General features: G+C 64.7%; 19 protein-coding genes and 1 pseudogene. 1 reads left to right on the top strand and 19 read right to left on the bottom strand.

Translation table 11 applies throughout. The features are described from left to right. Nucleotides 1-28: 28 nt before the first annotated feature. From B9A97_RS22115 to B9A97_RS22045, 14 genes and pseudogenes are all read right to left on the bottom strand, one after another. Entirely contained in the window at nt 29-277 is a 249-nt protein-coding gene (locus tag B9A97_RS22115) for a hypothetical protein (protein WP_084368060.1), read from the bottom strand. A 112-nt stretch (nt 278-389) separates the two neighbouring features. Next, nucleotides 390-611: a hypothetical protein gene (locus tag B9A97_RS22110; RefSeq protein WP_084367992.1), complete on the bottom strand. Its 222-nt coding sequence runs from the start codon at nt 609-611 to the stop codon at nt 390-392. 20 nt (nt 612-631) lie between these two features. Then, entirely contained in the window at nt 632-4471 is a 3840-nt protein-coding gene (locus B9A97_RS22105) for a baseplate multidomain protein megatron (protein ID WP_084368059.1), read from the bottom strand. A 782-nt stretch (nt 4472-5253) separates the two neighbouring features. Further along, the gene (locus B9A97_RS22100; RefSeq protein WP_084367991.1) at nt 5254-5694 is read right to left on the bottom strand and encodes an NlpC/P60 family protein; all 441 of its coding nucleotides are present in this window, start codon (nt 5692-5694) and stop codon (nt 5254-5256) included. After that, nucleotides 5691-6581 (bottom strand): DUF2163 domain-containing protein, encoded by an 891-nt coding sequence (locus B9A97_RS22095; protein WP_084367990.1) that lies wholly within the window; start codon nt 6579-6581, stop codon nt 5691-5693. Before B9A97_RS22095 ends, B9A97_RS22100 begins: the two co-directional genes overlap by 4 nt. Beyond that, nucleotides 6578-7219 (bottom strand): DUF2460 domain-containing protein, encoded by a 642-nt coding sequence (locus B9A97_RS22090; protein ID WP_084367989.1) that lies wholly within the window; start codon nt 7217-7219, stop codon nt 6578-6580. The genes B9A97_RS22095 and B9A97_RS22090 overlap by 4 nt, the downstream gene beginning before the upstream one ends. 65 nt (nt 7220-7284) lie before the next feature. Further along, nucleotides 7285-8045 (bottom strand): annotated as a pseudogene (locus tag B9A97_RS22085) (IS5 family transposase). A 558-nt stretch (nt 8046-8603) separates the two neighbouring features. After that, a complete protein-coding gene (locus B9A97_RS22075; protein WP_084367987.1) occupies nt 8604-9149 on the bottom strand; it encodes a phage tail tape measure protein in 546 nt (181 codons plus the stop codon). A gap of 9 nt (nt 9150-9158) precedes the next feature. After that, nucleotides 9159-9371: a rcc01693 family protein gene (locus B9A97_RS22070; RefSeq protein WP_084367986.1), complete on the bottom strand. Its 213-nt coding sequence runs from the start codon at nt 9369-9371 to the stop codon at nt 9159-9161. Further along, nucleotides 9368-9739, bottom strand: coding sequence for a gene transfer agent family protein (locus B9A97_RS22065; protein ID WP_084367985.1), 372 nt, complete (start codon nt 9737-9739; stop codon nt 9368-9370). The genes B9A97_RS22070 and B9A97_RS22065 overlap by 4 nt, the downstream gene beginning before the upstream one ends. After that, nucleotides 9739-10146, bottom strand: a complete 408-nt coding sequence (locus B9A97_RS22060; protein WP_084367984.1) for a phage major tail protein, TP901-1 family — start codon at nt 10144-10146, stop codon at nt 9739-9741. The genes B9A97_RS22065 and B9A97_RS22060 overlap by 1 nt, the downstream gene beginning before the upstream one ends. 185 nt (nt 10147-10331) lie before the next feature. Continuing rightward, nucleotides 10332-10733: a DUF3168 domain-containing protein gene (locus B9A97_RS22055; protein WP_084367983.1), complete on the bottom strand. Its 402-nt coding sequence runs from the start codon at nt 10731-10733 to the stop codon at nt 10332-10334. Continuing rightward, complete coding sequence (locus B9A97_RS22050) at nt 10730-11080, bottom strand: phage head closure protein (protein WP_084367982.1); 351 nt, start codon at nt 11078-11080, stop codon at nt 10730-10732. The genes B9A97_RS22055 and B9A97_RS22050 overlap by 4 nt, the downstream gene beginning before the upstream one ends. A gap of 1 nt (nt 11081) precedes the next feature. Then, nucleotides 11082-11651, bottom strand: a complete 570-nt coding sequence (locus tag B9A97_RS22045; protein WP_084367981.1) for a head-tail connector protein — start codon at nt 11649-11651, stop codon at nt 11082-11084. A 67-nt stretch (nt 11652-11718) separates the two neighbouring features. On the opposite strand from B9A97_RS22045, the gene B9A97_RS22040 reads away from it, so the two are divergent. Then, nucleotides 11719-13065, top strand: a complete 1347-nt coding sequence (locus B9A97_RS22040; protein WP_143530654.1) for a hypothetical protein — start codon at nt 11719-11721, stop codon at nt 13063-13065. Between the two features lie 21 nt (nt 13066-13086). On the opposite strand, the gene B9A97_RS22035 is transcribed toward B9A97_RS22040, so the two are convergent. The 5 genes from B9A97_RS22035 to B9A97_RS22015 form a co-directional block, all read right to left on the bottom strand. Further along, on the bottom strand, nt 13087-13644 hold the full coding sequence (locus tag B9A97_RS22035; protein WP_084367979.1) for a histidine phosphatase family protein: 558 nt from the start codon (nt 13642-13644) through the stop codon (nt 13087-13089). A 158-nt stretch (nt 13645-13802) separates the two neighbouring features. Continuing rightward, a complete protein-coding gene (locus tag B9A97_RS22030; RefSeq protein ID WP_084367978.1) occupies nt 13803-15062 on the bottom strand; it encodes a phage major capsid protein in 1260 nt (419 codons plus the stop codon). After that, complete coding sequence (locus tag B9A97_RS22025) at nt 15059-15643, bottom strand: HK97 family phage prohead protease (RefSeq protein ID WP_084367977.1); 585 nt, start codon at nt 15641-15643, stop codon at nt 15059-15061. The genes B9A97_RS22030 and B9A97_RS22025 overlap by 4 nt, the downstream gene beginning before the upstream one ends. Before the next feature lie 511 nt (nt 15644-16154). After that, nucleotides 16155-16469: a DUF6107 family protein gene (locus B9A97_RS22020; RefSeq protein WP_084368058.1), complete on the bottom strand. Its 315-nt coding sequence runs from the start codon at nt 16467-16469 to the stop codon at nt 16155-16157. An 86-nt stretch (nt 16470-16555) separates the two neighbouring features. After that, entirely contained in the window at nt 16556-17722 is a 1167-nt protein-coding gene (locus tag B9A97_RS22015) for a phage portal protein (RefSeq protein WP_084367976.1), read from the bottom strand. Between the last annotated feature and the right edge of the window lie 209 nt (nt 17723-17931).

Raw genomic sequence — 17931 nt, 5'->3', positions numbered from 1 at the left:
GTCCACGATCGCGTCGTGGCCATCATCCTTACATCGGCACCCGCATGGTCACCTTGCGCGGCCGCTCGCTGCCATTGCCGGGAATCAGCACCGTGATGACGCAGGCGTCCCCCTGCGGCACCGCCGAGAGCAGCTCGCCGCCGGTCTGGGCCACCACCTGGGACGCCGCGGCACTGCAGTCTCCGGCAACGCGCACGATCTGGCCGTCGCCCATGCCCTGCGGCCCGAAGCTCGCCAGCGCTCCGGTGAACGCCGCTATGATTAAAGGTGATGCCATGAGCATGTCTTCCCAAATCGCCTGTGGTGAATATTTACCGGAAGGCATCTGAATGGCAAATGAATGTGCCATTCATGGCGGCAATAGGCCGTGATCCACAGGCTGGTCTCGGCTACCGCTCGTCGCCGCCGAGGATCGGTTTGGTCGCCGCAAGACGGCCGTAAATGGCCAGCAATCCGCCGATGGCTCCGGCAAGCGTCATGGCGGCATCCACCAGTTCGGCCTGGATATCAGCGCCGATCTCAAGGCCGGCGAGCCGCGCCGCTGCCGCAAGAACGGCAATCAGGCCTCCCCAGATGGTCTTGGACTGGTACCAGAGTTTGGCATGTTCCATGTCTTTCTCTCCTTGCTGTTTCAGAGGTTGATGATGGCTTGTGCTGATATGCCGAGCGGCACCTTGCGCCCTTTCTGCCGGACGCGGATTGCAAGCGTCGTCTGAACAGACCCGAAATCCGCCGCTTCCTCGACTGCGGAATAGATATAACTCGCCTGGTCCGTCTCGACGGTCCGGACAGCCGCGCCGTCTTTCAGCATCTCAAGCAGATAGCCCTCGGATTGATCGAGCGGGATCTCCGTTGCCTCCCAGTCGTCGGCATCAACACGGCCCCGCCGGATCCAGGACAGCACAACAGCGCCGTCCGACCGTCTGATGCCACGCAGATGAACGGGCGCTAGCGGCGTCTCTGCCCGCAGGCCACCCGCGAACTCGATAGGCCCCACCGACGGCGCAGAACCACCGATCCGTTCGGCGAGCCAGCGGAATGGCCGTCCCGCCTCCTCCGAGGACAGCCCGAGCGGCCGCACAGCCGAATCGAGCAGCACGAGGTCGGCACCGGTTGCAGCGCCCGCCTGCATGGCATCCTCGGTGCCGTACAGCGCCCGCAGCAGCCCCGTCAGCCGCCAGTGTCCCGGCGCCGTCTCCTCAGCCGCACTGAAACCGATCACCTCCAACGCACCGCTTGCGGCGCGCACCGCAATGCGGTTGGCACCGTCAAGCAGTTCCAGCCGGCCAACAGAAGAAAGCTCGCCGAAAAACAGCTGCACATGGACGGCATTGGCATGGTCGGTTACGCCAACCGGTCCCGCCGCAAGCGGCGCCGTCAGCCGTCCCAGCGTTGCCGGACGATCCAGCACCACCCGCGTGCGATAGGCCTCCCCCGAGACGGACGAGGACAGCGCGATGCGCCGCCAGGGCCGCACCAGGCCGGCGACGCGGGCGAAGCTTTCGCTCGCCTCCCCGTCGATCCGCGGCAGGTCAAGGAACACCAGATGCGGCGAGAAACCGGCACCGGCGGCGTTCTGCACCGCCCGCCCGTCTCCCGTGCCGACCGTCGCTGCCGGCCGCGCGGATCCGATCTCGCGCATCTGCAGCTTTATCGCCTGCCCTTCCTCGATCCGCGTCACCTGAAAGCGTCCCTGCGGGCCGCTTGGCAGGGTGACGACATCGCCCGGTTCCAGTTCCAGCATGCTCGGACTGACGCTGCATTCGAGCTGCCGCCGCCCGATCCGGTGGTCGCGCAGCATGGCTTCAGCCGCATCCAGCGCCGTCTCCTCGTCAAGGCAGGCCGACAGGTTCAACGCCAGCACCCTGCTGCTGCCATCCGCAAGCCGGCGCGAGCGAACGCTCGCCTCCTCATAATCCATCGCGGCATCGGCGAATGTCAGCACCGCCTCGTCTGCAAAGTCGCTGTCATGGCCACGCGTCTCGCGCCACAGCGGCTCGCCCTCGATATCGGCCAGCACGTCGAGCGCACGCGCCGGCATGCTGGTCCGGTCACGCGAACGAAAGACAATCCGCCCGGCTTGCTCCACCGCATCAAGCCGGAAGGCCGCCATCAGAGGTTCAAGCAGGGATCGAGCCGATGTCACCTCCGCCTGCACATAGCCGTCCAGGTCGCCGGTCACCTGGCTCACGTCGTAATCGTAAAATCCATGGTCCCGCAGGATCGCCGCGATCACCTCCGCCAACGTACCGGCTCCCAGCCTGCCGTTCAGCCAATGCCCGGTCGCCCAGTTGCCGCCGTCGCTCCACAACTCGCGATTGGCGGGAAAGGCCGGATAGGGCCGCGCGTCGAAACTCCAGAGATAGATGCGCTCGGGATCCACCATCCCGCCCGATGCCGCCCCCCAGTGATCGAGGCTCGCTTCCAGGAAACGCCGCTGCTGGCTCGCCGACCTCTGGCCACTGGAGAAATAGGGCAGCGCATTTTCCGAGGACTTGCGGTCGGGAAAGACGTTCGGCTGGCCCGCCCCCTTGTCGACCGCCGGACAGCCGAGTTCGGTGAACCACACCGGTTTCATGCCCGGCACCCAGGCCGTCGGTGCCGTCAATTCCACCCCGTTGCGCCGCTCAAAATGCGGATTGCCCCACCAGGCAGCGATATCCTTGTAGCGAAACACCCAGGGCTTGCCCGCCGCGCCATCACTGATCGGCGTGCGGATGCGCGCCTCCCGGTCACCGCTGCTGGCATAGAACCAGTCATAGCCTTCGCCAGCCGCAACCTGGCTGCGCATCGCCTGGCGATCGTCCGCCAGCCGAAATCCATCAGGGTTTGCCTGGTCGAGATCGGCATCGCGCCAATCCGACAGCGGCATGTAGTTGTCGATGCCGACAGCATCGATGGCAGGTTTTGCCCAGAGCGGGTCGAGATGGAAATAGACATGGCCCGATCCATCCGCCGGCTGATAGCCGAAATACTCGCTCCAGTCGGCGCCATAGCTGATCTTCGTGCCTGTACCGAGGATTGCACGAACATCGCCGGCGAGTTGCCCAAGCGCCGCCACGAAGGGAAAACCATCAGCCGCATCCCGCAGCGTGGTCAGTCCGCGCAGTTCAGAGCCGATCAGGAAGGCATCGACCCCGCCTGCGGCTTGCGCCAGATGCGCATAATGCAGCACCATCCGGCGATAGCCTTCATCTTCTCCGGCATAGGAAACCACGCTCCCATCGACGGAAAAATCCGACGCCTCGGCGGAACCGGTGAAGGCCGCAACCTGTGCAGCGGCCGCAGCCGTCCGGTCAACCGTACCAGGCCGGCCAGGTGCGGGATGGCAGGTCACGCGCCCGCGCCAGGGATAGGCCGCCTGCTCGGCGCCGCCATAGGGGTCCGCAAGCCCGTTGCCGGGAGGAATATCCATCATCACGAAGGGATAGAGCGTCACCTTGAGCCCGCGCGCCTTCAGATCGGCAATCGCCTGGACGACACTCGCATCGTCAGGCGTGCCGCCATAGGCCGGTCCGCCATCGTGCTGGCTCACCACATGCGCCAGCGCCCGGTCGATACCTGCAACCCGCCACGGCCTGCTTTCGTCACCCCGAAAGGGCACCTCCACGCCCGGCCGGATGCGGCAGTCTCCCGCCCTGAGATCCGTGCCGAACCAAGCCACCACCAGCGCCACGTGCTGCAGATTGGGGCAGACCGCCTGCAGCTCGTCCATCGCAGCATGCCAATCGGTCGCCGCGGTCAACGTGTTGCGGTTGATGTTGCGGGCGCTTCCGGCGCCAGTCGTCTCGGTGATGACATCGGTCGCATAGCCATGCTCGGTCGCGCCGGGGATCATGGTGATGGCCCTCACCCGCCCTTCCAGATCGTCGACCGTGCGGATCACCTCGAATTGCAGCACCGGGATGCGGTTGCCATAGGCTTCCAGCGGCAGTCGCTCGAACACGACATAGGCAAGCCCGCGATAAGCAGGCGCGTTGCCTGATCCCTGTTTTGCCTCGATCAGCGGGTCCGGCAGTTGATCGCCGGTGCCTCGATAAACCCGCATTTCGATCGCCGTCTGGTCGATCTCCCGCCCATCGGACCAGACGCGTCGGAGACCGGCAATCGGTCCCTCGCAGAGGGCAAGGGCGAAATTGGCATAGTAGCGAAAGCTCTCGACTCTCGCGCCACCGGTCGCCTTGGCACCCGCCCGCTCGACGCTTGCCACTTCCTCGAAGCGCGTCGCCCAGATCAGCGTGCCCCCGACCCGCATGGTGCCATAGACGCGCGGCACCGCCGTTCCTTCGCTGGCTCCGGGAATGCGCGCCGTGGCGAGCCTTGCACCCGACACCGTCCGCGTCCCGCCGATCAGGGCCCGATCGACGGCATTGCCGATGAGCGCGCCCGCCGCCCGCCCGACTATGGCGCCCACAGGCCCCAACAGCCCACCAAGCCCCGCACCCGCCGCCTGAAACAGGATCGTCGCCATCAGCAACCTCTAATATCAAAAGACGCGAGCCGACCACTTGTCGCCCGCTTTAATTGCGCTTTAGGATGTGGGGAGTTGACATCAAAAACAGCGCGCGCCGACCCAGCCAGCGCATCGGTGAGGATAGGCCGCACCGACCTTGGTAGAGGCCCTGCTGTCAACTGTGGAGGATGCCAAAGCAATTCCAGCAAAAGTGCGAAGCGGTTTTGCGTCCGGAATTGCGTAGAGCAACAATAATACCGGCCTATGCCCTTTAGCGTCGTGCTTACTGTGAGAAAGACCCGGACGAGCTGGTCAGTAACCGTCCGGGTCACATTCTCAAGATAGGCATTCATGTGGGCGGGGTTGCACCCCCGCTCACCACTTCACGACTATAGCCTATCAGGCGAAAAACGCAACTTGACGAAACAAGAACCCCTGCCGCGTCTTCACGCGCCTACCGCTTGCCACCCGCTACAGTTGCGCTCTAGGATATCGAGAGTTGACGGCAAAAACAGCGCGCGCTGACCCAGCCAGCGCATCGGTGAGGATAGGCCGCACCGACCTTGGTAGAGGCCCTGCTGTCAATTGTGGAGGATGCTATGACGCCATTGCCGTTCAGCATCGTGCTTACTGTGAGAAAGACCCGGACGAGCTGGATAATCTCCGTCCGGGTCACATTCGCTAAGTAAGCATTCAGGTGGGCGGGGAGGCAACCCCGCTCACCACTTCACAAATATAGCCTATCGGTCAAAAAATACAATCGGAGCCCGAGAGCAACCGTACCGGATTGCGGTCGGCAATCATATCGACGGTTCCGGAAACTGATAGCATCCCGCCACCCGCCGCCGGTAGCCCTGCACCAATGCCGCGCGGATCACGCCCGCCTGCTCATAGGCGTGGATGAAATACCCATCCTCATCCAGGATGCCCGCATGCTTCACCGAAAACTGCGGTCGAAAGCGAAACAGCAGCAGGTCTCCCGGTTCGGCCTCGCCAAAGCCCGATAGAGGCCGAAAATGCCGCGCCGCGGTGCTCAGCAGCCGCTCCTCCCCAGGTCGCTCCGCCCAATCAGGCGCATAGGGCGGCGCGGTTTCCGGTTCATCGCCGTAAAGCTCGCGCCAGATGCCGCGCACCAGTCCCAGGCAGTCGCAGCCCACGCCCTCGGTCGATCCCTGGTGGCGATAAGGCGTGCCGATCCAGCGGCGGGCAATGACCAGCACCCGTTCCCTCGTGTCCGTCATGGGTAAAGCGGGCTCCCGTCATGCAGGGTCTCGCCGTCCGCATAGGAATAGGCGAAATCACTGCCAGGCATATGGGGAAAGCCTCGAAAATTCACCTGGTTGGAAAACCGGTCCCGGCAGGTGGCAAAGGCCTTGTCGCAGCCCACCGACACCACCAGGGCGTCGCCAACCTCAGGCAAGATCGGCAGCGGCAGCCACAACACCAGTTCGGTGCCGCCGGGAGTGCTAAGGCTGGTCTCGACATCGGTCGCCAGCCCCGCGCAGGGACCGCTCGAAAAGGTGAGCGACCCCGAGCGAAAATGCCCCGGCCCAAACCCGCCGAGCCCCGAGACCACGATCCGCCCGCTGTCCTGCACCGAAACGACTGCCGCGTCGGCCCGCCGTCCCGCCACCGTCATCGCCACCCCGCAGAGGGCGTCGCCCAAGGCGGCGTCGCAACGCCTGTTGTAAATGCGACCCTGTTCCCGCGCCAGGCGGTGGGACAGGCTGCGCAGCTCCGCTGAAAACTGTCCGGACTGTCGCGTCACCTCGCCGATTTCCTGCACGGCGATCAGCAAGTGCTGGTCGGGCGCCTGCCAGTTGACCCGAAACACCTCGACGCGCGCGCCGTCAAAGCGGCCGCCGGCCAGATCCGCCTCCGAGATCGCGTCACTCGAAAACCCGCCCGCCACCTCGCTGGTATCAGCCGCCAGCCCGGCGGCGCTGCCGGCCTCGCTTGCGGCAAAACCGCTTGCCGCGCGAAACCAAGTCCCGGCAAAGGAAAGATCGCGATCGTGTTCGGTGAAGCCCAGCACCTGCCCGTCGCGGCGCGTCACCCGCCAGCACAGGCACAGCGTCGTGACATCGCCCTGGAGATGGGCCGCCAGATCACTCGGAAGCACTCTCATGGCATGATCTCCACAAGCGGAATTGTCGGAATCCGCCCGGCGTTGAAGGCCTGGAGGCTGATATCGATGCGTTCGGTATCGAAGCGCACCGGCACGTCGAACTCGAAACCGGCCGTCACCGCCGCTCCCGCCGCCGGAACTGCACCCGGCCCAAACGTCACCCGTCCGGTCGTCGCATCCAGCGAAAACTGCCCCGGGCCAACCGCCACACCGCCGACCGCCAGAACAAGGCTTCCCGCCACCGGTTTGGCAATCTCGCGGCGAAAGCCACCACCGGCATCGCCATAGGTCTTGGCCAGTTGAAACACCGCCGTCACCCCGTCGCCGGTCCCAATGACCTGGTCCAGCCGGTCCGGCGCGATCCCCGGCGGCGCCGAGGACCAATCCACCGGATCGCGAAAGCGAAACCCATAAAGCCCGCCGCCCCGCGCCTCGAAGAAATCGAGCACCTCATAGAGATCCGCCACCGAACGCACGCCAGACCCGGCATCATAGGCTCGCCGCGAGCCAAAGAACCTTGCGTTTCTCACCTCGCGCCCATTGGACAGGTTGACGATATCCACCCGCCGCACCGGCCCGCCCGACGTGGTCAACGACAAGCGCAAGGGAAACCGCACCTCGTGAAAGGTAGTGGGCATGGATGTGCTCCTAATGGGGGGTGTTTTGATGGGAATGGCGAGCAGGCCCTAGGACGTGTGAACATTTACCCGATCCACAAGACGATAGCTGCGGTTGTGACGACTGCGGGATAGTTTCGTGCGGCTATCTCGAAGCGCGTTGCAACCCTTCGGAATTGCTTGAGCTTGGAGAAGTAGCATTCGATGAGGTGGCGCTGGGCGTAGAGGTGTCTGTCGAGCGGGTATGTCCTGGCACGGGATGGATTATTGGGGATCACCGCGATAGCGCCTTTGTCAGCAATTGCATCGCGCAGGCGGTCGCAGTCATAGGCGGTGTCGGCCATGACGATATTGGCAGGCAGACACTCGACCAGGGCATCGGCCTGTGGCGCATCGCCCTTCTGGCCTGCAGTCAGTGTAAAGCGGACCGGGCAGCCGAGACCGCGCGCCACCATATGTATCTTGGTGCTTAGGCCGCCACGAAAGCGGCCAAGGGCTTGATCTTCAGCAACTTTTTTGCGCCGGCGGCGTGCTGGTGGGCGCGGATGATGGTGGAATCGACGATCAGGTATTCGAAGTCCGGATCATCAGACATCGCCGCAAACATGCGCCACCAAATACCCTTCTCGCTCCATCGGCTGAAGCGGCGGAAGACACTGTTCCTCTCGCCGAACACCTCCGGCAGATCACGCCAGGGCGAGCCGGTCCGCACGATCCAAAGCACTGCTTCCACAAACATCCGATTGTCGCGGCCTGAAGACCCCCGGGTGCGATCGTCACCAATGATGTGCGGCGATATCCGCGCCCACTGATCATCCCGAAGGATCAACCGGTCCAATACACCCATGACTGCCTCCAAAAGACAGTCTTGAATCTGATTTGCTCAACTTTGGGAATCCCAAGTGTCCACACGACCTAGAGGATGTATGCCCCGGGGCTAGGCCAAGGAAATCGGTTGCTTCGTGTGCACCGAGGGCCCTGCAAGCCCGGTAGCCAACGCCGCTTTGGCGCTAGACCTAATCTCGATGTATCTTGGGGTTCCGCTTCCCCGATCTGGTAATGAAGAACAGCAATGCAGCAACAACGGCTGCTAAGGCGACTAACTGGGTAAATTCAGACAAGGCAATGGCGCATCCCCAACTGTCGTCGGGATCGTTGCAGGCAATGATGGCGTCGAAACACCTTGTTGCAACCGCAAGACCGAGAACTAGCAGCAACGCGACGCCGATCACCAAATTCAGACGAAGTAACATTTTGAGCATAGCCTGTTGTAAGCCGAGATAATGCCGACCACAATGACTGATCGGGGGTGAAGCTACATTGCTACTTCCCCCGATGGCAAAAATACCGACCGCTGACGATACCAATCTTTGGAACAAGATATAGCGGGCTTCTCCACGCCCCCTCACAAATTCCTCTGCCCCCGTCCCACGCTCCTGGCCAGCATCGCTGCAATCTGTCCCTCGCTCTTGCGGAAGCCTGCGACGTCGGTGGCCGTCACGTTGAAGGTGATGTTCGGTCCGCCGCCGCCGGTGGCTGCGACGCCGAGGGAACCGTCGGCACCGCGGCTGAGCGGCAGGATTGCCTCGGGCCCCGCCTCGCCCATCAGGCCGGTTCCGCCAGCCAGGGGAAAATAGCCCGGCTCGCGCACCACGCCCCCCTTGGCAAAGGGCGTCACCCCGCCGCCGATGCCGGACAGAAGTCCGCCGACAGCGCCGGAAAACAGGTTTTCGAGCGGCTTCAGCCCGGCCGACAGCGCAATCGAGGCCAGCCGGTCACCGAGCTTCCGCAGCGTATCGTCAAGGCCGCGCCCGCCCACCGTTGCGGAGGTCAGGGCGCCGGTCAGCGCCCGGCCCACCGCCTTCGATCGCGTTTCCAGGTCATCGAGCGTGCTCAGCGCCGCCCGTGCGTCAAGCTCCACCGTCACGTCGCGCAGTGTGTCGTCGTCCATTGCAGATCCTCACGTCTCGTCGGGAAAGGCGGCCATCAGCCGCTGCAGCGCGCCGCGGTCGAACGCGCTTGCGGGTGCAAAACCACCAGTCAAGGCGCAGAATTCAGCTGGCGTCAGCGCCCAGAATGCTTTCGGCTCCAGCCGCAGGAGAAACAGCCCGGCATGCATCACGCGCGCCCAGGGAAAGGGTCTTGGCCCCGCTGTCTCGCCCGCGGCTCTCAAGGGTTTGCCGGCGGCGCTCCGCCGCCTGCATCGGCGCCAGCGCCGAAGGTCACCGCCAGCAACCGCGTCACGAGGTCGGCCGCGCCGGCCACCCCGCCTTCGATCGCCATCTCGGCCACGTCCTCATCGGCAAAGCGATTGCCGCCGCCGCGCAGGCCGGCCGCGATGATGCGGATCAGATCGGCGGATTTCATCCGGCCGGCCGAGAACCGCGCCGCAAGTTCCAGCAAATTGTCGGCGGCAAAGGCGGTCTCCAGTTCTGCCAAGGCGCCCAGCGTCAGGCACAGCACCCGGCGCTCGCCGTCGATCAGCGCCTCCACCTCGCCGCGATGCCGGTTGGCGCGGGCAATGCCCGCAACGACCCCCATCACACGGCTCCGAAGGTCAGCGCGCCGGCCGATTCCAGCGATAGCTCAAACGTGAGTTCGCCGTCATGCTGGCCGGCATATTCCAGCGCCGTCACCTGGAAGGGGCCGGTCACCGTGCCGAAATCGGGGATCAGCAATTGCCAGGTCAGGATGACAGAGCCGAAAAAGGCGGCCCGCACCAGCGCGTCGGAGGCCTGGTCCTTGAACAAGCCGCTGCCGGAAACGGAGGCGCGCTGAACGCCGGCTCCGCCCAGAAGCTCGCGCCAGCGCCCGGCGCTTTCCGCATCGGTCACATCGACCGCCTGCGCGTTGAAGGCGAGCCGGCGCGAACGCAACCCCGCAACCGTCACATAAGCGCTCCCGTCCTGCAGCTTCAGCAGCAGGTCCTTGCCCTTTTGAGCCACCATCCTGTTATCCTTTGCTTGAGATTTTTTAAGGTCTGCCAAGACCTTGGCCGCGCCGCCCAAAGCGCCATTTTCCGAGAGACTAGGTGCAATCCCGTGACGAACAAATGGTCGACCAACCAGCCAGGTGCAAACGTGCGCAGAGGCCAGGACTTTTCTCCTACTGCCTACTGCCCACTGCCTACTCGCTACTCGCCCCACTCCACCACAGCGCGAAACCGCATCTCCGCGACGAACAGCGCCGTCTTCGCCTCGCGGCGGCTCAGGGTCCGGCGGTGCCGCAGACTGACCAGTTCGGCCGCTTCAAGCTCCAGCTCCGCCTCATGCATTAGGCCGCGTACGGCATCGGCGGTCATCTCCGCCTCGCGCCTTGAGATCGCCGACCAGGCTTCCAGCACTAGCGTGATCTCCAGCCCGTCCTCGCTGCCGGTGGAAAAATCCGCAGTCTCAACCGATCCGATGACCAAATAGGGCATGTCGATACGCCCCAGCCGCCGGTCGTGAATGCCGCCGCCGGCCAGCGCCTGCAGCCCCGCATCGCCGGTGAGACGGGCATGCACCGCCTGCAGAAGGGCATTGACCGGGCTCATCGCCTCTCCTCCACGCAGTCACACACCAGGTAACGTCCGGTTTCGTCGGGGTCGCGCCAGCTCTTCACCACGAGGCGCCGAATGCCGCGGCGAAAGCGCATACCCGCCTCGATATCCCGGCGAAAGTTCAGCCAGACCCGGTGGGAGATGGAAAACACCTCGCCGCCCGCCCGCTCCTCGAGCGTCACGGAAACAGGCTCGACCCGCACCCAGAGATCGGCGACCGCCTCATAGCTGATACCGGCGCCACCCTGCCCGTCCGACGCTGTGACCGGCCGTTCCAGGCTCAGCCGTGCCGTCATCGCACCGGCATCAATGACCCCAATCGAAACATTTGGCGTCACCATGTCAGAGCCTCCGGCGCGCATGCGGCGCGATCAGCCGCTCATAACCCTGGGGTATGGCAGCCGGCTGGTGCTCCAGCGGCACCGCGCCGCGCCAGGCAAACATCAGCGCCACATGCATCAGCATGGCGCGTTTCAGTCCATCCGGCACATCGGCCGCGGTCTCGCCAAAGCCGGCAATGAAATCCACCTCGATGCCATTGAGGGTCCGGCCCGGATCCGGCGCCTGCGGCAACCACAGCCGCGCCGGCCGCGCCACCCCATCGAGCAGATGCCCGTCGAGGGGGTGCGTCCCCGCCTCCCCGTCCCCGTCATAGACGGTGACCGCCTGAACCGAGATTACCGGCCCGCGCCCGATCTCCAGCACGCCGGATTTCGGCCAGCGGTCGAGATAGAGCCGCAAACCCCGCGCCATCAGGCAGAGCCCGGTCTTCGTCTCCAGATGCTCGCGCGCCACGCGGATCAGGCTCGCCAGCAGCGCATCCTCATCGTTTGCGTCAAGACGCAGATGCGCCTTCACCTCGGCAAGCGTCAGCGGCTCCGCCAGCGGCGGATTGATTTCGGCATAGGTCATGGGGGCTCCGTGGGTGGGTGGAGTGGAAATATCCTGCCGTGGCAGATCAGGGCGGATATCCGATATTGTGGACAATCAGCCCGAGGCAGGGCTTTCGGCGAGATTGAGTTTCGGGTTGGCCGCCAGTTTCGCTATCGAAGAGCGGCTTGCCACTGTCATGCACATTGGCATTCATGAACCGGGGCAGAGCTGGATGACGTCGCGCGTATTTCACTATCATCTGGCCGCGCTGGCCTGTTTTCTCGGTTTGTCGATATGGCGAAATTGGGCACCATTCATCGAGCCCCGATTCTGGGCGGAAGAGGCGCAGATCTATCTGCATGCGGTTCAGCACGCGGATTGGGTTGACGTCCTGAGCTTCACGGCAAACTCGAATTACCAACTTGCCGCCAATGTCTTGGCCAAGCTGTCGACCTACGCCCCGCTCGTCTATGCCCCATTCGTCACCACCTATTTGTCGGTGGCGGTCGCCTCAATTCTGGTCGTGGTCGTTGCCCAGGTGGCGATTGAGCGCGGCGTTCACCCGCTGCTGCTGCTTCTGGCCGTCGGTTGCCTGGCATTGGCGCCGATGTCCTATGAGGTATTTGCCAGCGCCACCAACATACAGTGGTATTGCGGTGCGATCGTGCTGATGCTTCTCGCCCTGCGGCTGCAAAGCCGTCGATGGGTGGTTTTCGCCTGCGTCTGTTCCTTTTTATGTGGATTGAGTGGCCTGCCGTCGGTCATCCTGATGCCCGCATTCATTGCGGTCGGCGTGGTGCGAAAGTCGCGACCACATCTGCTGCTGGCGGTCATCCTGCTGGCATGCGTGGCCGTGCAGGCCTATGTGCTCCTTGCGACCGGAACAGGCGGACGACAATTCACCACATCTGCCCGATTGCTGCTCCTGCCCGTTGCCCTGCACTCAATGCTCGGTCTCGTCATGACGCCTTTCGTGGTGAAAGCAATCGGCACGGTGGCGCTCGACTGGCCCAATTTCATCGCCATAGGCATGCTTTGCGCGACCCTGACGCTCGTCCTGATCCGCTCTACCGATTCTCGAAACAGGATCGACGTCGTGTTGATCCTTGCCGCCGGCATCGGCGCAGCGGTGGTACAGACATTCGGAGCCTTGGGAGACCCGTATTTTCTGCTCGGCGGCGAGGCCAATGGCGGTCGCTATTACCTCGTCAGCACCTCAGCCCTTATCCTCACCATCATGCTCGCCAGCGTGCATAGGCCCCGTGCGATGGCCTGTGTCCTCGGTCTCAGCCTCCTGGTGCAAGCGGTGGCGAGTTACTCCCCGGCCTGGCGCCTGTTCAACACGGGCCCCGCCTGGGCCGAAGAAGTCGCGAAATGCCAGGTGGATCCGTGTCAGCTCGTGGTGTGGCCGGGCATGCAGGTCAGCCTCTCGCCGAGCGCGTTCCCTCACTAAGCACGGGCCGCGCCCGCCCCCTCACGCCCCGTTCACCCGCCCCAACACCGGCAGCGGCAGCACCGCCCCAGGCGTCACGAACAGCATCTCGCCGCTTGCGGGCACCACGGATGTCAGCCCCGTGATATTCACCTGATGGGTCACCAGGACAACGGGTCCTGTCGGCTTCAGGCCCACGATCCAGCGGTGCAGCGCTTCAGTCTGCGGCCGGCCATCTTCCGGATTGCCGAAGAAGGAGTTGAGCAGCGGCTGTTCGGTGACTGGTCCGAGATCCAACCCGCTCGCGGTGTCCAGGCAGCGGCACCACTGGCTGGAAAACACATCCGCCCTGGCAATGCCGTTTGCACGAAACAGCGCTCCGATCCTGGCGGCTTGCGCGCGTCCTTCTGCCGATAGGTTGCGCTGGGTCGAGCAAGCCCCAAGCTTGAAGCCTTGGGGATCGCCGGTGCCCGGCGCAAGCGCGTGGCGCATCAGCACGATTGCCCGGCCCGCTTGCGCCTCGCCCCAGAGATCCGGCGCGGCAAAAGCGCTTGTGGCCAAGCCCGCCAGGGATAGTGAAAGGAATTCCCGCCTCAGCATCGCCGTCTCCCGCAGTATGTAACCTGATATCGACAGGTTACGCGCGGCGAGAGACGGCAGTTCATCGGCAGCCTGTCACATTCCCGGGAGCATCCTACTCCCTACTCCCTACTCCCTACTCCCTACTCCCTACTGCCTACTGCCTCCCTCTCCCCCCATCACGCTGCCGCGAACTTCACCAGCTTGATCGCCTCGTAGTTCTGCACCCCGCCGCCCACGCGCTTGGTGGTGTAGAACAGCACATAGGGCTTGGCCGAATAGGGGTCGCGCAGCACCCGCACCCCGGCGCGGTCCACCACGAGATAGCCGGCGCGGAAGTCGCCGAAGGCAATCGCCAGGGCATTAGCGGCGATGTCGGGCATGTCCTCGGCCTCGGCGATCGGGAAGCCCATCAGCGCCGCCGGCTGGCCGGCCGCGGCCGGCGGCTGCCAGAGATAGTTGCCGTCGGCGTCCTTGAACTTGCGGATCTCGCCTTGGGTCTTGCGGTTCATCACGAAGCTCGCATTCTGGCGATGGCCCGCCTTCAGCGCATAGATCGTGTCGACCAGCACGTCGGAGGGGCCGCTTGCGGCAAAGGCGCCGGCTGATCCGGTGGCGCGGTAGCCTATCGAGCCCCAACTCCAGGCGCTGTCGGCAACCGTGGAATAGGACAGGAAGCCCTTGGGCTTGTTCACCCCGTCGCCGGAGACGAAGGCTGCCCCCTCCTGTTCGGCAAAGGCGATGTCCACTTCGCTGGAAATCCAGGCCTCGACATCGACGGCAGCATCATCCAGAAGCGCCTGGGTGGCAGCCGGCATGGCATAGAGTTCCATGGTCGGGAAGGAGAGTTCGGCGAGTTCGGGCGTGCCGGTCTGCGGTCGCGCGGAGGCCTCCGCCACCCAGCCCGCCGCCATGCCGGCCGGCGCGAAGGGCTTCTTCAGCACGCTGCCGGAGACCTGGCGCACGGTTGCCAGCGCCCGGATCGGCGAGACGACGGAAAGCCGCCGGCCGATTTCGCCATCGGTCTCGTCGGGCACCAGATAGCCGCCGTCGCCGGCACTTCCCGCCGACATGGCCTTGGCCTCCAGCTCGCGCAATGCACCTTCGTCGCCGCGGCGAATATAAGCCTCGAAGGCCGCCTTGTGTTCGCTGGCCTCGATGGCGGCGGCCCCGCCGCGCGAAAGCGCCGGCCGCATCTTCTTCAGGACCAGCTGGTCGAGCTGGCGGGCCTGCTCGTCGATCGCCTTGTTGATGCGCTCCACCTTGTCGCGGGTCACCACGTCGGAGGAGAGCTTCTTCTCGATCTCGTCGAGCCTCGTGTCATTGGCGTCGCGAAAGGCCTCGAAGGCGGTCATGAACTCGTCGAAGGCCGCGGTCATGGTTTCCGGCAGCGCCTTGATTTCGGGCGATACCAGGGAATTCGTGCTTTCTGCTGTCATTGCATGGTCCTCTGTTTGAAATTGGCATTGGCGATGGTGCGGGCGGCCCGGCGCATCGTGCGCACCAGCTCCGTTTCCCTGTCGCGGAAGAACCGCGCATGCTTGATGTTGGAAACCCGTGCCGATGGCAGCATCGGGAAGGTGACGACCGAGATCTCCCAGAGATCGGCCTCCAGGATGTGGCGGATCCCGCCCACCCCGCCGCCCTTGGCCCTCACGGTCTGGAAGCCGATCGACAGACCGTCCAGCGCGCCGTTCAGCATCAGCGCGCGCACTTCCTGCGCCCGCTCCACGCCCGGCGCCAATCGGCCCTCGACATAAAGCCCCCGTCCATCCTCGCGGATCGTGGTCCAGGCGCCGATCGGTTCAGCCGGATCGTGCTGGTAGAGCATACGGATGCCACCAGCCCCGCGCCGCTCCAGCGAGCGCCGGAAGGCTCCCGGCTCGATCCGGTCGCGGCCGAGATCCACCTCGCCGAAAACGCTGGCATAGCCGGAAAACACACCGCCGGCCGTCACGCCTTTGATCGTGAGGCTGGCATATTTCTGGATGAGCGAAATCCGCCCGCTGTCTGCGTGCATGGTCATGTCCTTGGTCGTTGAATGAAGTGTGTGCGGGGGCGGTCGCGAGTAGCGAGTAGCGAGTGGGGAATAGCCAATAGTCAGTAGGCAGTAGGCAGTAGCCAAAAAATGCAGGCAACCTGGCGGCAACCCTGACACCCGTATTGGCCGAGCGGGCGCGCCCAGCCGATCTCCCCACTCGTGGGGGAGATGGGCGGCAGCCCAGAGGGGGGCGAGCTTGTTCCGCCGGTCTTCGCGATGCCGCCAGCAAGCAGAAGAGTTCGTCAACATCCAATAGCCATTCGGCAGTAGGCGAGAACTCCCAACAGCCCGTTGGCAACCCTGACACCCTTATTGGCCGAGCGAGCGCCCCCAGCCGATCTCCCCACCTGTGGGGGAGATGGGCGGCAGCCCAGAGGGGGGCGAGCTTGCTCCGCCCGGTCCAGACAACCTGCAGCAAACAGGACCGATAGGACTTCCATCCTACCCCTACTCCCTATTCGCTATTCGCTACTCGCTAACCCCCTACTGCCTACCCCTTCCCACCCCAACGCGCCGCCACGCGCGCCAGGATCCCCAGCGCCCACCAGGCGCAGAGGCTTGCGAGCGCCGAGCCGGCCAGCATCACGTCGCTGCCGGAGAGGTCGCTGTCGAGGTCGAGTGTGCGGGCGAGCCACAAGCCGGTCGGCCCGCCGAAGATCAGGCCCGTGGTGACGCCGGTCACGAGCCGACCGGCCGCCTCGCGGCGCCCCTCCGGCAAGAGATAGATCAGCGAGATCGCCGAGCCGGCGAAGGCCCCGGCGATCCGCGCGCCCCAAAAACCCGCATCGGGTCCAAGTTCGCTCATCACGACCTCCTTTGTCTCAGGGGCGGGCGTTTCCAGCACCGGCTTCTGCAGGGCCTGGCGCCGCCGTGCCGCTTTGTCCTGCCGCATCAGTAGCCCACCGCCTCGCGTTTTTCGGCATCGGTCAGGAAGCTTGCCGCACCCAGCCTCGCCCACAGCGCATCGCGCTCGACCACCAGCCCCGAGGCCCGGTCGAGATCCGGTTCCAGCCTGATCTCCTCGCCATAGAGCCCGGAGAGAAAACCGGAGAAACCGGCCGCCGTGCGGCCCACCAACGGCAGCACCGTCAGCCGCCAGAAGGCGCGGTTGGCCTCCTGGTAGTTGGCATAGGTATTGTCGCCGGGAATGCCGAGCAGCATCGGCGGCACGCCGCAGGCCAGAGCGATATCCCGCGCCGCCCCGTTCTTCGCCTCGACGAAATCCATGTCCTTGGGCGAAAGGCCCATGGCCTTCCAGTCCAGCCCGCCTTCCAAGAGCAGCGGACGCCCGGCGCGCATCGGCCCGGTATAGCCGTCGTCCAGTTCGGCCTTCAGCCGCTCATATTGATCGGCCGAGAGATTGCCGCCCTCCTTCGGCTGGTAGACCAGCGCGCCGGAGGGACGAGCGGAATTATCGAGCAGCGCCTTGTTCCAGCGCGCCGCCGCATTGTGCAGGTCGAGCGCCATCTGCGCCGCCGCCAGCGGCGAAAAGCCCAGGTGATCGTCCAGCGGGTGGAACAGTTTCAGGTGCATCAGCCGCCCGCTATCGGCAGCAATGCGCCGCGCCGCCCCGCCCGCGCGGTAGTCATAGGCGCGCGGCCAGCCATCCGTGCCGGCCACCACGCTCACCCGGTCGGGCCGCAGCAGATGCAGCGCCCGCGGCTGCTCGCCCGGCACCAGCGCCTCGACGAAGGCATTGCCCGAGAGCAGCAGCTGTCCATAGAGCGCCTCCAGGAAATCGGTGCCGGAGGTCGCCCCGTTCGGCCGCCGCAGCAGGGTCAGCGCCTGGTGATCCGGCCGCTCGCCTTGGGCGTCATAGGCCAGCCACGGCACCGAGGCCCCGGCCTCGGCAATCAGCCGCAGCGCCCGGTGCGCCACCGGGTTTTTCATAAAGCCCTCGGAGGACAGCGCTGCATAGGACCGCCCCGACCAATGCGCCGCAGCCTCGCCGGAAAGCAAAGCCAGCGCCGCCCCCGGCCGGAGGGTCAGCGCCTTTTGATCGGCCAAGCGGGTTCGTCCCGGGGCATGGCCCCAGGGCAGTCGGAAGGAGAGTTTCATGGGATATCCTCGGGTTGGAGGCGATAGTTAGTAGCCAATAGGCAGTAGGCAGTAGGCAGTAGCGAGTAGCGAGTAGCCGATATCAATAGCCAAGAGCGATCGGGCAAGCGGCACTCTTCAAAGGTGGTGAGCAGCGCCATCACTGCGGATTGCCGTACCGGGCGTCGATTTCGATAGAAACCTTTGATCGCGTCAACCTCAAGTAAACG

It is taken from the genome of Rhizobium sp. RU36D, assembly GCF_900176345.1.
GTDB lineage: Bacteria > Pseudomonadota > Alphaproteobacteria > Rhizobiales > Rhizobiaceae > Allorhizobium.
Note: the sequence above shows the minus strand (reverse complement) of the source record. Positions and strands in the feature narration are given on the sequence as shown.